At 59.9% G+C, this 14,669-nt stretch carries 14 protein-coding genes; 10 read left to right on the forward strand and 4 right to left on the reverse strand.

The genetic code is table 11. The features are described 5' to 3' along the window. The first annotated feature begins 74 nt into the window (after nt 1-74). The 7 genes from QOL81_RS22875 to QOL81_RS22905 all read left to right on the forward strand — a co-directional run bounded on the left by QOL81_RS22875 (nt 75) and on the right by QOL81_RS22905 (nt 6,974). Nucleotides 75-2,210, forward strand: a complete 2,136-nt coding sequence (locus tag QOL81_RS22875; RefSeq protein WP_060424517.1) for an intracellular growth attenuator family protein — start codon at nt 75-77, stop codon at nt 2,208-2,210. A 98-nt stretch (nt 2,211-2,308) separates the two neighbouring features. Then, complete coding sequence (gene yrfG / locus QOL81_RS22880; RefSeq protein ID WP_025304546.1) at nt 2,309-2,989, forward strand: GMP/IMP nucleotidase; 681 nt, start codon at nt 2,309-2,311, stop codon at nt 2,987-2,989. Next, complete coding sequence (gene hslR, locus QOL81_RS22885) at nt 2,986-3,393, forward strand: ribosome-associated heat shock protein Hsp15 (RefSeq protein ID WP_015379306.1); 408 nt, start codon at nt 2,986-2,988, stop codon at nt 3,391-3,393. Before yrfG ends, hslR begins: the two co-directional genes overlap by 4 nt. A gap of 25 nt (nt 3,394-3,418) precedes the next feature. Continuing rightward, a complete protein-coding gene (gene hslO, locus QOL81_RS22890) occupies nt 3,419-4,297 on the forward strand; it encodes an Hsp33 family molecular chaperone HslO (protein WP_015379307.1) in 879 nt (292 codons plus the stop codon). 194 nt (nt 4,298-4,491) lie between these two features. Continuing rightward, complete coding sequence (pckA, locus tag QOL81_RS22895; RefSeq protein ID WP_015379308.1) at nt 4,492-6,111, forward strand: phosphoenolpyruvate carboxykinase (ATP); 1,620 nt, start codon at nt 4,492-4,494, stop codon at nt 6,109-6,111. Between the two features lie 126 nt (nt 6,112-6,237). After that, nucleotides 6,238-6,498 carry a FitA-like ribbon-helix-helix domain-containing protein gene (locus QOL81_RS22900; RefSeq protein ID WP_015379309.1) on the forward strand — a complete coding sequence of 87 codons (261 nt, stop codon included), beginning with the start codon at nt 6,238-6,240 and terminating at the stop codon, nt 6,496-6,498. Continuing rightward, nucleotides 6,495-6,974 carry a type II toxin-antitoxin system VapC family toxin gene (locus tag QOL81_RS22905; protein ID WP_015379310.1) on the forward strand — a complete coding sequence of 160 codons (480 nt, stop codon included), beginning with the start codon at nt 6,495-6,497 and terminating at the stop codon, nt 6,972-6,974. The genes QOL81_RS22900 and QOL81_RS22905 overlap by 4 nt, the downstream gene beginning before the upstream one ends. A gap of 34 nt (nt 6,975-7,008) precedes the next feature. Here the strand turns inward: QOL81_RS22905 and envZ are convergent, their stop codons facing one another. The 4 genes from envZ to cbpA form a co-directional block, all read right to left on the reverse strand. Then, complete coding sequence (gene envZ, locus QOL81_RS22910; RefSeq protein WP_038881686.1) at nt 7,009-8,379, reverse strand: two-component system sensor histidine kinase EnvZ; 1,371 nt, start codon at nt 8,377-8,379, stop codon at nt 7,009-7,011. Next, nucleotides 8,376-9,095, reverse strand: coding sequence for an osmolarity response regulator transcription factor OmpR (ompR, locus tag QOL81_RS22915; RefSeq protein ID WP_004709363.1), 720 nt, complete (start codon nt 9,093-9,095; stop codon nt 8,376-8,378). Before ompR ends, envZ begins: the two co-directional genes overlap by 4 nt. A gap of 257 nt (nt 9,096-9,352) precedes the next feature. Continuing rightward, on the reverse strand, nt 9,353-9,658 hold the full coding sequence (locus tag QOL81_RS22920; protein ID WP_049202813.1) for a chaperone modulator CbpM: 306 nt from the start codon (nt 9,656-9,658) through the stop codon (nt 9,353-9,355). Nucleotides 9,659-9,663: 5 nt separating this feature from the next. Continuing rightward, nucleotides 9,664-10,626 (reverse strand): curved DNA-binding protein, encoded by a 963-nt coding sequence (cbpA, locus tag QOL81_RS22925; protein ID WP_070913842.1) that lies wholly within the window; start codon nt 10,624-10,626, stop codon nt 9,664-9,666. A gap of 230 nt (nt 10,627-10,856) precedes the next feature. On the opposite strand from cbpA, the gene greB reads away from it, so the two are divergent. From greB to feoA, 3 genes are all read left to right on the forward strand, one after another. After that, the gene (gene greB, locus QOL81_RS22930; protein ID WP_038878177.1) at nt 10,857-11,330 is read left to right on the forward strand and encodes a transcription elongation factor GreB; all 474 of its coding nucleotides are present in this window, start codon (nt 10,857-10,859) and stop codon (nt 11,328-11,330) included. A 157-nt stretch (nt 11,331-11,487) separates the two neighbouring features. Next, complete coding sequence (locus tag QOL81_RS22935) at nt 11,488-13,821, forward strand: Tex family protein (protein WP_283440037.1); 2,334 nt, start codon at nt 11,488-11,490, stop codon at nt 13,819-13,821. A gap of 606 nt (nt 13,822-14,427) precedes the next feature. Further along, on the forward strand, nt 14,428-14,652 hold the full coding sequence (feoA, locus tag QOL81_RS22940; protein ID WP_038878234.1) for a ferrous iron transporter A: 225 nt from the start codon (nt 14,428-14,430) through the stop codon (nt 14,650-14,652). Nucleotides 14,653-14,669 lie beyond the last annotated feature (17 nt).

Below are 14,669 nucleotides of genomic sequence, written 5' to 3' on the forward strand. Positions count from 1 at the left end.
CTGGCGGTTTACTCCGTATAATATTCACCTTTTCATCAGGTTGGCGAAATTCACGGGTGTGAAATGGGGATTGCATGAGCACAATAGTGTTGATATTGGCCTTAGTGCTTGTCTGCCTGATTGCCGCCGGCCTGTACCTGTGGTTCAAGGCGCGCAACCCGTCGGCGCTGGCGCACGCGCTGCCGTTTATCAAACCTGCCCACCGCAAGCTGACCGACGAAGAGCGTGCTGCGGTCGAGTTCTATCTCAATCAGCAAAACAAGCTGAGCAACAAGCTGTTGCCCGGCGGCGGCGCTACCTTGCCCGCAGCCAAACTGGCGCTCACCCCGCAAAGCGATAACGTTTATCCCGTCACGCACGCCATCACCCGCTATGGGCTGGCCAGCGACGATCCCAATAAATGGCGCTATTACCTCGATGCCGAAGAGGTGCACCTGCCGCCGTTTTGGGAACCCTATATCACCGCCGACAACCATGTGGAAGTGATCCGTACCCAGACGCTGCCGCTGGTGATTTCGCTCAACGGGCACTCGCTGAAAGATCATATTCACGACCGGCCGCAACCGCCGGTGGTGAACGCCGCGCCGACCAAAAACGCCTCTATCCGCAAGGAAGAGAGCGAGCATGTCGAGCTGGTCAATATTCGCAAGGAAACGCCGGAAGAGCATGCGCTGAACCGGCCGAACGGCATCCGTGAAGCCGTCATCATCTCCGCCGCGCTGCTGCTGCTGTTCTTCAGCCTGATAAGCCCGGTGCTGGTGATCCCCTGGATGATTTTCGTGGCGGTGCTGATGATCGCCTGGGGATGCTGGAACCTGTTCCGCCGTCCGGCGTCACGCGAGCTGAAAGAGATCCACTGTCTGCGCGGTACGCCGAAGCGCTGGGGCCTGTTCGGCGAATCCGGCCAGGGGCAGATCAGCAACATTTCACTCGGCATCATCGATCTTATCTACCCGCCGCATTGGCAGCCTTACCTGACGCAGGACCTGGGCAAGACCACCGATGTGGACGTCTACCTCAATCGGCAGGTGGTGCGCCAGGGGCGCTTCCTCTCGCTGCATGACGAAGTGAAAAACTTCCCGCTGCAGCAGTGGGGCCGCAACGCGGTGCTGGTCGCCAGCTCGGCGCTGGTGCTGCTGTTGCTGCTGATCTATATCCCGCTCAACCTGCCGCTGACCCTCAGCATGGCCTGGCTGCAGGGTGCGCAAAAAGTGGAAGTGACCAGCGTTCAGGCGCTGGAAGCCACGCCGTTGCGCATCGGCGACACGCTGAAAGTGCGCGGCAGCGGCATGTGCTATGTGCCCCCGCCGGCCAATGGGGGCAGCGCCGTCAATTTTGCGCCGTTCGACTGTTCCGGCATCTACTGGAACAACGCCGCCCCACTGCCACAGCCGGAATCGGAAGTCATAGACAAAGCGACGGCCCTGCTGGCTACGGTCAACAGCCAGCTGCATCCGAGCGGCGCCGATCAGAAGGTCAACCCGCAGTTGGCCAGCGCCATCGAGAAATCCGGCATGATCCTGTTGGACGACTTCTCTGATATCGTTTTGAAAACACAGGATTTGTGCCAGGCAGAAAGCGACTGCGTGCGGTTGAAGAACGCCCTGGTCAACCTGGGCAACGCCAAAAACTGGAGCGGCCTGGTGAAACGCGCCAGGTCCGGCGCGCTGCAAGGCGTCAACGTCCTGCTGCGCCCGGTGAGCGCCGAGTCGCTGGAAAGCCTGACCAAAGTGGCCACATCGTCGTTCATCTTCAATGAAACGCGTTTGGCCGCCGCAGCGCTCAACAGCCCGCCGCCGGGCGGTTTCCTGATCAGCAGCGACGAAGGCCGCCAGCTGGTCAGCCATCCGCAGCCGTCGGCGCCGCAGAGCGAATACAACGCCCTCGACCAGTGGAATGAGTTGCAGCGCCTTTCCACTCTGCTGCTGCACACCCCCTTCCAGGCACAGGGCGTGATCACCAGCCTCAGCGTCGACGCCAACGGCACCCGTCATGTGGCGCTGCACAGCGAACCGGACATGATCACCCTGTGGCGCTACCTCGGTACCAGTCTGCTGTTGCTGGCGGTCGTCATCAGCCTGGGCTATAACGCCTGGCGGCTGGTGCAGCGTCGGCGCATCAATCAGCACCGCGTCGCCGATATCCAGCGTTACTACGACAGCTGCTTCAATCCGCAGCTCAATCCGATGTCGATGCGGCCGATGGCCTGAACCTGACGCCGGGGCCTCCGCCCTGTCATCTGCTTATGCTACGCTAACGCTATTATTCTCATCTGCGGACCGCCCGTCGGTCCGCCCGTGGAGTTTTTATGGTTCCCGAGTTTGATTGGCCGCAGATCGATACCGTGCTGCTGGATATGGACGGCACCTTGCTGGATCTGGAGTTCGACAGCCACTTTTGGCTCAGCCTGGTGCCGCAGGCGCTGAGCGAAAGGCGCGCCATTCCTTTCGACGAAGCCCGTCATATCATTGAGCGGGAGTATCAGGCGGTGCAGCACACCATGAACTGGTATTGCTTCGATTACTGGAGCGAGCGGTTGGATCTGGATATCTACCGCATGACCAGCGAAGTCGGCAGCCGCGCCCGGCTGCGCGAAGACACCGAGCCGTTTTTACGGGCGCTGCGCGACGCCGGTCTGCAAACCATTTTGCTGACCAACGCCCATCCGCACAGCCTGGCGGTGAAAATCGAGCATACCGGCCTCGATCGGCACCTTGATTTATTGTTTTCCACCCACACATTTGGTTATCCGAAAGAAGATCAGCGTCTGTGGCAGGCGGTGCAACAGCACACCGGATTCAATCCGCAGCGCACGCTGTTCGTCGACGACGGCGAGCCGATCCTCGACGCGGCGCGCACTTTCGGCATTCGTTACTGCCTGGGCGTGCAAAACCCGGACTCCAGTACGGCGGAGAAAAGCTTCCAGCGCCATCCGTCGATGCGTGACTACCGCCTGCTGATACCGGCGCTGGCCAAGGGGGAAGCATGAAGGAAAAAGCGACGCGCGACGACGCGGTACGGCTGGATAAGTGGCTCTGGGCCGCTCGCTTCTATAAGACCCGTGCGCTGGCACGCGAAATGATCGACGGCGGCAAGGTGCATTACAACGGCCAGCGCGGCAAGCCGAGCAAGATTGTCGAACTCAACGCCGAGCTCAAGCTGCGGCAAGGCAACGAAGAACGTACGGTGATCGTGCTGGCGCTGACCAGCCAACGCCGCGGCGCCGGCGAGGCGCAGCAAATGTATCAGGAAACCGAAGCCAGCATCGCCAACCGCGAAAAGATGGCGCTGGCGCGCAAGATGAACGCGTTGACCATGCCGCATCCGGACCGTCGTCCGGACAAAAAGGAGCGGCGAGACCTGATGAAATTTAAATTTGGTGAGCCGGAATAACCCCTCACCGCAATGAGAGAAGATTATGTCCAACCATGACCAATTGCACCGTTACCTGTTTGAAAACTACGCGGTGCGCGGCGAGCTGGTTACCGTCAGCGAAACCTATCAGCAGATCCTGAACAACCACGACTACCCGGCGCCGGTACAGAAGCTGCTGGGCGAACTGCTGGTCGCCACCAGTCTGCTGACCGCGACCCTGAAGTTCGACGGCGACATCACCGTGCAGCTGCAAGGCGACGGCCCGCTGAAGCTGGCGGTGATCAACGGCAACAACCGTCAGGAGATGCGCGGCGTTGCGCGCACCCAGGCGCCTATCGCCGACGACAGCACCTTGCATCAGATGATCGGCAACGGCGTCATGGTCATCACCATTTCGCCGACGGAAGGCGAGCGCTATCAGGGCGTAGTCGGTCTGGAAGGTGAAACCCTGGCCGAATGCCTGGAAGCCTACTTCCGCCAGTCCGAGCAGCTGCCAACCCGCCTGTTCATCCGCACCGGCGAAGCGGAAGGCAACGCCGCGGCGGCCGGTATGCTGCTGCAGGTGCTGCCGGCGCAGGACGGCAACCTCGATGATTTCGATCATCTGGTGCAACTGACCAACACGGTAAAAAGCGAAGAGCTGTTCGGCCTGCCGGCCAACGAAGTGTTGTACCGCCTGTATCACCAGGAAGAGGTCACCCTGTACGAACCGCAGGACGTGCAGTTCCGTTGCACCTGTTCGCGCCAGCGTTGCGCCGACGCGCTGCTGACCCTGCCGACCGACGAAGTGGCGGACATGCTGGAGCAGGACGGCAATATCGACATGCACTGCGACTACTGTGGCAGCCACTATGTCTTTGACCCGGTTGATGTTGCCGCTTTGTATGCGGGTAACACCGGCGAAAGCGACCAGTTGCACTAAGTCACACCTCCTCGGCGGGCGCGCTCGGCGCCCGCCAACGCCCGCCGTTTGCACGTTTGCTTTTTTCCGTGTGCTATCTCTCAGATCGTAACGAAATACCGCCTAAAACGTTAAATATTTGATACCCATCGCGGTTACGCACCGTTAGATCCCTACAATTGCCGCCAGAAATTCTGTGACCAAGGAGTAGTAACATGCGCGTTAAAGGTATAACCCCTCAGGATCTGGCCGCTTACGGCATTCACGACGTTAGCGAAATCGTTCACAACCCGAGCTATGAACTGCTGTTTAAGGAAGAAACAGACCCATCTCTGGAAGGTTTTGAGCGTGGGGTAGTCACCAAGCTGGGTGCCGTCTCCGTCGATACCGGCATCTTCACCGGCCGCTCGCCGAAAGACAAATACATCGTCCGCGACGACATCACCCGCGATACCGTGTGGTGGGCCGATCAGGGCAAAGGCAAAAACGACAACAAACCCCTCAGCCCGGAAGTGTGGGCCGATCTGAAACACCTGGTCACCGAACAACTGTCCGGCAAACGCCTGTTCGTGGTGGATACCTTCTGCGGCGCCAACGCCGACTCGCGCCTGAAAGTGCGCTTCATCACCGAGGTGGCCTGGCAGGCGCACTTCGTGAAAAACATGTTCATCCGCCCGAGCGATGAAGAACTGGCTGACTTCGAGCCGGACTTCGTGGTGATGAACGGCGCCAAATGCACCAACCCGAACTGGCAGCAGCAAGGCCTGAACTCGGAGAACTTCGTCGCTTTCAACCTGACCGAGCGCATGCAGTTGATCGGCGGCACCTGGTACGGCGGCGAAATGAAGAAAGGCATGTTCTCGATGATGAACTACCTGCTGCCGCTGAAAGGCATCGCCTCGATGCACTGCTCGGCCAACGTGGGCGAGAAAGGCGACGTGGCGGTGTTCTTCGGCCTGTCCGGTACCGGCAAGACCACCCTCTCCACCGATCCGAAGCGTCAGCTGATCGGCGATGACGAGCACGGCTGGGACGACGACGGCGTGTTCAACTTCGAAGGCGGCTGCTACGCCAAGACCATCAAGCTGTCTGAAGAAGCCGAGCCGGACATCTATCACGCCATCAAACGCGACGCGCTGCTGGAAAACGTCACCGTGCTGGCCGACGGCAGCATCGACTTCAACGACGGTTCGAAAACCGAGAACACCCGCGTTTCTTACCCGATCTACCATATCCAGAACATCGTCAAGCCGGTGTCCAAGGCGGGTCACGCCACCAAGGTGATCTTCCTGACCGCCGATGCCTTCGGCGTGCTGCCGCCGGTATCGCGTCTGACCGCCAACCAGACTCAGTACCACTTCCTGTCCGGCTTCACCGCCAAGCTGGCCGGCACCGAGCGCGGCGTAACCGAACCGACGCCAACCTTCTCCGCCTGCTTCGGCGCCGCATTCCTGTCGCTGCACCCGACGCAGTACGCCGAAGTGCTGGTGAAACGCATGCAGGCCGCCGGCGCCCAGGCTTACCTGGTCAACACCGGCTGGAACGGTACCGGCAAGCGCATCTCGATCAAAGATACGCGCGGCATCATTGACGCCATCCTGAGCGGTGAAATCGACAAGGCGGAAACCGTTACCCTGCCGATCTTCGATCTGGCGATGCCGACCGCGCTGCCGGGCGTGAACCCGGAGATCCTCGATCCGCGCAATACCTATGCCAGCCTCGAGCAGTGGCAGGAAAAAGCGCAGGATCTGGCCGAGCGCTTCATCACCAACTTCGATAAATACACCGACACGCCTGCGGGCGCCGCGCTGGTCAGCGCCGGCCCTAAGCTGTAATTCGGTAGCGTTACCTCTTCAGCTAAGGCGCGGATCCCGCGCCTTTTTTTATTTTCAGCGATTGCTTTTTAACCAGCAAGGCGAGAAAATAAGTCAATGCAATCATTGATAGCAAAGGAGGTTTCAATGGCTACTATCACCGTCAGAAATCTGGACGACGAAATCAAAGAGCTGCTGCGTATTTCAGCGGCGAAAAACGGCCATTCTATGGAAGAGGAAGCGCGCATGATCCTGAAACAGGCGCTGGTGAAAAAACCGCCGCGCTATGGGTTAGGAACACGCATGCATCAGTACTTCGCCGAATTCGGCGGCGTTGAGTTGGAGATCCCCCCACGTGATGAAGCCCCTCATCGTATTGTCAACTTTGATGAAGACGATGAAAAATGATTGTGCTGGATACCAACGTCGTTTCGGAATTGCTGCGGCCGGCGCCTCACTACAATGTATTGCGCTGGTTAGATGAGCAGGATACGTATCGGTTCTATTTGAGCGCCATCGTGGTTGCGGAGCTGTATACGGGCATCGCCTGCATGCCTCACGGCAAGAAACAGCTCGAACTGCAAACTAACCTCGGCGACATGCTGCAGGAAGAGTTTTCAGACAGAATCTTACCCTTTGACGTCGGCTGTGCGATGCAGCATGCGGAATTAATGGGCGCCAATCGCCGCCGAGGCATTGGCGTCAGCATGCCGGATACCCAAATCGCCGCCACCTGCCTGCATTACGGTGCCGCCCTGGCCACCCGCAACACCAAAGACTTCCTCCACTGCGGCATCGAGTTAATCGATCCGTGGCAGGCGCCGACCGGCCGTCGGTTGCATGAGGATGCGGCGGAATACTACGTGATGAGCAGGAAGTCCTGACGGGGCCGCAGCAACGCGGCCCGCGCCAAGAGCGTCAGGCGTTTTCCCTGGCGGTTTGATGGCCGTTGGCCGACTCTTTTTTCTCCATCGGCAACGGAATATACGCGCGGATCAATAGCCCGCCGCGTTCGCTGGTGCCGATATCCAGTTCGCCGTCGTGCGCGTCGATAATGCGCTGCACGATCGCCAGCCCCAGACCGGTGCCGCTGGTGCTGCGCGCGCTGTCACCGCGTACGAACGGCTGCAACAGATGCTTCAATTCTTCCGGTTTGATGCCCGGGCCGTCATCCTCCACCTGGAACCAGCCGCGCTGCAGCTCACGGCCGCTGCTGACCTTGATCCAGCCGTTGCCGTAACGTGCCGCGTTCACCACCATGTTCACCGCCGCCCGCTTAATCGACAGCGGATGCACGTTCATCATCAGCTCGCCCGGCGACAGCGCGGTTTCAATCACCCGCTCATAGCCGCTCTCCGCCGCGACCACCTCGCCCAAAATGGCGTTCAGATCGCTGCTTTCGGTCGGCATCTCCTGCCCGGTGCGCAGGTAATCGATGAACTGCTCGATGATGGCGTTGCACTCTTCGATGTCTTTATTGATCGACTCGGCCAGATAGCCGTCTTCGGCGCTCATCATCTCCGTCGCCAGCCGGATGCGCGTCAACGGCGTGCGCAGGTCATGGCTGACCCCGGCCATCAGCAAGGTGCGGTCGTCCGCCAGCTGCTTGACGCCCGACGCCATCTGATTGAATGCGCGAGTCACCGACCGCACTTCGGAAGCGCCATACTCGCGCAGCGGCGGCGGAATGATGCCCTTGCCCACCTGCAGCGCCGCATGTTCCAGCTCCACCAGCGGGCGGTTTTGAATGCGGATAAATAGCCAGGCGCCGCCGATCGCCAGTAGCATGATCGCCAGCGTATAGCGGAACAGCGGAGAGAAGTCGCCCTGGTGGATTTCCGTCAGCGGTACGCGCACCCAGATATCGGGCTGCAGCCAGGTTTTCAGCCACACCACCGGGGAGTTCTTGTTCACCTCCACCCGCACATCGGTCGGCCCGCCGAGCTGCTGCGCCATCTGCTGGCTGAGGAACTGGTAGTGCTGCGCCCAGCGCAGGCCGCTCTCCTCCGCCGCCGAGTTGGTGTAGAGAGAGATGCCCAGTTCGCGGTAGATCTCACGGCGGAACGCCGGCGGCACTTCCAGCAGCGTGCCGTCCTCCAGCTGCAGCCGATCGGTCATCAGCATACGCACTTCGTACGCCAATACCTTGTTGAACTGCTGCAGACTGGGCAGGATGGCGAAGTTCAGCACCACCAGATAGGTCGTCACCAGGCTGACGAACAGCAAGGTGACGATCAACAACAGGGTTCGGGCAAACGAGCTACGCGGTGAAAAGCGCAATCGCCTCATGCCTTACTGCCGTCCGGGACGAACACGTAGCCGAGACCCCAAACGGTCTGGATATAACGCGGATGCGCCGGATCTTCTTCCACCATGCGGCGCAGGCGCGAGATCTGCACGTCGATGGAGCGCTCCATGGCGCTGTATTCGCGGCCACGCGCCAGGTTCATCAGCTTATCGCGCGACAGCGGTTCACGCGGGTGGCTGACCAGCGCCTTCAGGACCGCGAACTCGCCGCTGGTCAACGGCATCGGTTCATCTTCGCGGAACATCTCGCGGGTGCCGAGGTTCAGTTTGAATTTGCCGAACGCGATCACCGCTTCTTCCTGCGAAGGCGCGCCCGGCAGTTCGTTAGCCTGGCGGCGCAGCACCGCGCGGATGCGAGCCAACAGCTCACGCGGGTTGAACGGCTTAGGAATGTAGTCGTCGGCGCCGATTTCCAGCCCCACGATGCGATCGACCTCTTCGCCTTTGGCGGTGACCATAATGATCGGCATAGGGTTGCTCTGGCTGCGCAGGCGGCGGCAGATGGACAGCCCATCTTCGCCCGGCAACATCAGATCGAGCACCATCAGATGGAAGGATTCACGTGTCAGCAAGCGATCCATTTGCTCAGCGTTGGCAACGCTGCGAACCTGGAAGCCCTGCTCGGTTAAATAACGTTCTAAAAGCGCGCGCAGGCGCATGTCATCATCGACAACCAGGATCTTATGATTCTCTTGCATGGTATTACTCCCAAAGGCTTTATTGCCTGACTCGAATATTGTTAGAAAACCTTGCCATTTGAGACAGCGTTTAATGGTATGTATTCTAGACGAAATTGTTACAAAGCTTATTCTTTTCCCCATTTATCAACAATTTTCATCGAATGTCGACGGGGGTTCGTCAAAATTTCGCCCTTTATCGGCGCAATGTGGGGCAGTGGCCCAATTTTACGCAATTTCGCCACCGGCGAACCGCACGGTGGCGTTTTGACGACGAGTCAGGAAGTCTGCAGGAAACGCGCCAGCTGCCGGCGCAGCTGCCGGTTCTCTTGCTGCAGTGCATCAACCCGGTCGAGCAGCGTCAGCGCCATGGCGATCCCCGGCCAATCCAGATCCAGTTCGGCCCGCAGCCTGCGCGCACGCTGCAGATGGCTCAGCGCCGGGTAATCGAACTCCCAGCTCGGCTGCGCCGGCTCCAGCGGCACGATCACGCCCAGGCCGACGATCTCGACCAGCTCATCCTCTGAAATCTCCACCCTCTGACACAGTTCCACCACGGTGAATGTGATCTCTTTTTTCATCATGTGCTTTACTCCCATTCCGCGCGCGGGTTGAACGCCGCCTGTTCAGCCAGTTCTCGCCACAGGGCGCTGGCCTTCTCGTTCGGCTTCGGCGGCATCACCACCTTGAGAATGACATACAGATCGCCGGGCTCTTTCTTGCCCGCCAGCCCCTTGCCCTTGACCCGCAGCCGTTTGCCGCTCTGGCTGCCGGCCGGCACGGTCAGCGCGATTTTGCCGGTCAGCGTCGGCACCTCGATGCTGGCCCCCAGCGCCGCTTCCCACGGGGCGAGCGGCGCCACGATGCTCAGGTTGTGGCCGTCAATCTCGAACAGCGGATGCGGCGCGAGGCGGATGACCAGATACAGGTCGCCGTTCTGGCCGCCGCCCACGCCGGCAACGCCCTGCCCCTTGAGGCGAATGCGCTCGCCGTCGCCCACGCCGGCCGGGATTTTCACGTTCAGCGTTTTGCTGGCTTCGCTCACCTGCCGCCCCAGCTCGTCGTACACCGGCAGCTTGTAGGCGATCTCGCGGCTTTGGCCATGCAGCGTTTCCTCGAGGAACAGCGGCACCTCCATCTCGAGATCCTGGCCGCGGAAGCCATGCCCGCCGTGCGAGTGCGAAGCGGAGCGGTGCCCGCCCGCCGCACGCCCACCGAACATGCTTTCGAAGAAATCGGAGAAGTCTTGCGCGTCGGCGCCGCCGCCGTGCCATGAAGCGCTCTGCTGATAGCCGCCGCGATCGCCGCGCGCCTGGCGGCCAAAGTTCGGATCGTTGCGGTGCAGCCGGATCTGATCGTACTCGGCGCGGCGCTCTTCGTCCTTCAGCACCTCATAGGCTTCGGCCAGCTCCTTGAATTTGCTCTCGGCGTCTTCTTCGGTGCTCACGTCAGGGTGATATTTACGCGCCAGCCGGCGGTAGGCCGTTTTGATGGTTTTCAGATCGGCGTTGGGCTCAACGCCCATCGTTGCGTAGTAATCTTTAAATTCCATGCGGTAATACCTTCAATGTGTTGGGTTGTGCGCCAAAATTCCTTGTCTCTCTCGCCAGATATCCTCCTTTCGTCACATTCCTTTTCCGCTATCGCTAAGCATACTCCCGATTGTTAAAAGCTGCGCAAACTGAATAAAAACCGTGCGACAACGCGCAGGCCCCCACGCCATTTCTAAAGCCCTGCGCATTCACGTACACTGTGGCGGTGGCCCCATAAAGATAAATCACGATGAGAACTCAACTGATAACCCGTGAAGGGTATGACAAGCTCAAACAAGAGCTGGATTACCTCTGGCGCGAAGAACGCCCCGAGGTGACCAAGAAAGTGACCTGGGCCGCCAGCCTGGGCGACAGAAGCGAAAACGCCGACTACCAGTACAACAAGAAGCGGCTGCGCGAAATTGACCGCCGCGTCCGCTATCTGACCAAATGCCTGGAGCAGCTGAAGATCGTCGATTACTCCCCGCAGCAGGAAGGCAAAGTGTTCTTCGGCGCCTGGGTGGAAGTAGAGAACGAAGACGGCGAGACCAAACGCTTTCGCATCGTCGGTTACGACGAGATCTTCGGCCGCAAGGATTACATCTCCATCGACGCGCCGATGGCGCGCGCCCTGCTGAAAAAAGAGGTCGGGGACGTCGCCACCGTCAATACGCCGCTGGGCGAGGCGCAGTGGTACGTGAACGAGATAGACTACCCGAAGTAAGCTTTCAGCTTTTTCCGAACCGCCGCCAACGCCGCCGCCTGAGCTGTTCTCCACGCCGCGGCCGCGCGGCGGCGGCCCGCTCCGCTGGCATTTTCCGCGATCAATCCGTATAACTGTCCCCTGTTTATTCACCGTTCTCAATACAGATACCAGACCTATGAATGACCCACTGAGCCGCATTATTGCAACAGAACTGCAGGCCCGGCCGGAGCAAGTCGACTCCGCCATCCGTCTGCTGGATGAAGGTAATACCGTGCCCTTTATTGCACGCTATCGTAAGGAAGTCACCGGGGGCCTGGACGACACCCAACTGCGCCAGCTGGAAACCCGCCTGGGTTATCTGCGTGAACTGGAAGATCGTCGCCAGACCATCCTGAAGTCGATCGATGAACAGGGCAAACTGACCGAACAACTGGCGGGGGCGATCAACGCCACGCTGAGCAAGACCGAACTCGAAGACCTCTACCTGCCGTACAAACCGAAGCGCCGCACCCGCGGCCAGATCGCCATCGAGGCCGGTCTGGAACCGCTGGCGGACGCGCTGTGGCAGGATCCGCAACAGCAGCCGGAACAGCTGGCTGAACGCTACGTCGATGCCGACAAGGGCGTGGCGGACGTCAAAGCCGCCCTCGACGGCGCGCGCTATATCCTGATGGAGCGCTTCGCCGAAGACGCCACGCTGCTGGCCAAGGTGCGCGACTACCTGTGGAAAAACGCCCATCTGGTGTCCAAAGTGGTCGAGGGCAAGGAAGAAGAAGGCGCCAAATTCCGCGACTATTTCGATCATCACGAACCGATTTCCCAGGTGCCTTCGCACCGCGCGCTGGCGATGTTCCGCGGCCGCAACGAAGGCGTGCTGCAGCTGGCGTTGAACGCCGATCCGCAGTTTGAGGAAGCGCCGCGCGAAAGCCAGGCGGAGCTGATCATCATCAATCACCTCAACCTGCGCCTGAACAACGCCCCGGCCGACGCCTGGCGCAAGGCGGTGGTCAACTGGACCTGGCGCATCAAGGTGCTGCTGCACCTGGAAACCGAGCTGATGGGCACGGTGCGCGAGCGCGCGGAAGACGAAGCGATCAACGTGTTCGCCCGCAACATGCACGATCTGCTGATGGCCGCGCCGGCCGGCATGCGCGCCACCATGGGCCTCGATCCGGGCCTGCGCACCGGGGTGAAAGTCGCCGTGGTCGACGCGACCGGCAAGCTGGTCGCCACCGACACCGTCTACCCACACACCGGGCAAGCGGCCAAAGCCGCCGCCATCGTCGCGGCGCTGTGTATCAAACATAACGTGGAGCTGGTGGCCATCGGCAACGGCACCGCCTCGCGTGAAACCGAGCGCTTTTATCTCGACCTGCAAAAGCAGTTCGCCGAGGTCCGGGCGCAGAAAGTGATCGTCAGCGAAGCGGGCGCATCGGTGTATTCCGCGTCCGAACTGGCGGCGCTGGAATTCCCGGATCTCGACGTGTCGCTGCGCGGCGCGGTGTCCATCGCTCGTCGCCTGCAGGATCCGCTGGCGGAGCTGGTGAAGATCGACCCGAAATCCATCGGCGTCGGCCAGTATCAGCACGACGTCAGCCAGAGCCAGCTGGCGAAGAAGCTGGACTCGGTGGTGGAAGACTGCGTGAACGCCGTCGGCGTCGATCTGAACACCGCGTCGGTGCCGTTGCTGACACGCGTGGCCGGCCTGACGCGCATGATGGCGCAAAATATCATCAACTGGCGCGACGAGAACGGCCGCTTCAGCAACCGTGAACAGCTGCTGAAGGTCAGCCGCCTGGGGCCAAAGGCCTTCGAACAGTGCGCCGGCTTCCTGCGCATCAACCACGGCGACAACCCGCTGGACGCTTCCACCGTTCACCCGGAAGCCTACCCGGTGGTGCAGCGCATTCTGGTCGCCACCGAGCAGGCGCTGCAGGACCTGATGGGCAACGCTTCGGCGGTGCGCAGCCTGAAAGCGGTCGATTTCACCGACGACAAGTTCGGCGTACCGACGGTCACCGATATCCTGAAAGAGCTGGAGAAACCGGGCCGCGATCCGCGCCCGGAGTTCAAAACCGCGACCTTTGCCGAAGGGGTGGAAACCCTCAACGATCTGCAGGTGGGCATGATCCTGGAAGGGTCGGTCACCAACGTCACCAACTTCGGGGCCTTCGTGGATATCGGCGTGCATCAGGACGGCCTGGTGCACATCTCCTCGCTGGCGGACAAGTTCGTTGAAGATCCGCACACCGTAGTAAAGGCCGGCGACATCGTCAAAGTGAAGGTGATGGAAGTCGATCTGCAGCGTAAACGCATCGCGCTGAGCATGCGCCTGGATGAACAGCCGGGCGAAGGTTCACCGCGCCGCGGCGGCAACGCGCCAGCGCAGACACGCGACAACGCCAGCCGTTCGGCGGGTGCCAACAAGGCCAAACCGCGCAACGCGGCGCCGGCCGGCAACAGCGCCATGGGCGACGCGCTGGCGGCGGCATTCGGCAAGAAACGCTAAGTCGGAACCGACAGGGCGGAGCCTGCTCCGCCCTTTCTGATGAATAAAACCTGCGGCATTTTTTGACCCGTCTCAATAAACCGTCATCTTTTTATGTCCCGTTCCTGCGTGACCGTCCTCCCATTATTCAGGCAATAAAAATCCTCTCCGCAGCCATTTATTAACAACTTCGTTAACACGCCTGTTTCATCTCGCGAATTGTGAACGAAACACAAATGGTTACCGCTCGCATTACGCCGGAATAATGTTATTGAATTGCCTTTCGACGGAAATAAATAAAGGGAAAAAGCCCTCGAAGTTTGCAAACGAGAAAACTCGGCTACAAATACGTAACTGATTTAACTCGCCATTCTCATTTGTTCCCGCTCGCCAGCGGTGGTAAAACGTCATTAATAAAGGCAACGCCATCAAAAACTGTCGTCGCCATAATAATTGGTTACAATACCCTTACTTTTTGTATTGAACGCGATAATGATAATTACTATTATTTGCGCTCACTTTATTGCATGACCTTATGGATGAATACCGCCGACGGCGTGGCATTTTCGCCGGCAACGTCCAATTATCATCAGCCCGATGTTCATCGGCACCCGGAAGGTTAATCACATGCAGCTTCAACCTAAACGCACGTATAAGATTGTCGGCTTTTCCGGTGAAATTGCGCCGGCCTACCGCCAGAAACTGTTATCGCTCGGCATGCTGCCCGGCTCTTCGTTCGACGTGGTGCGCGTCGCGCCGCTGGGCGATCCGATAGAAATTAAAACTCGCCGCGTCAGCCTGGTGCTGCGCAGGAAGGATCTGGCGCTGCTGCAGCTCGACGGCCAGTCCTGAGCCGGCACGCCCTCCGT

The organism is Serratia sp. CC22-02 (genome assembly GCF_900182895.1).
Taxonomy (GTDB): Bacteria; Pseudomonadota; Gammaproteobacteria; order Enterobacterales; family Enterobacteriaceae; genus Serratia; species Serratia nevei.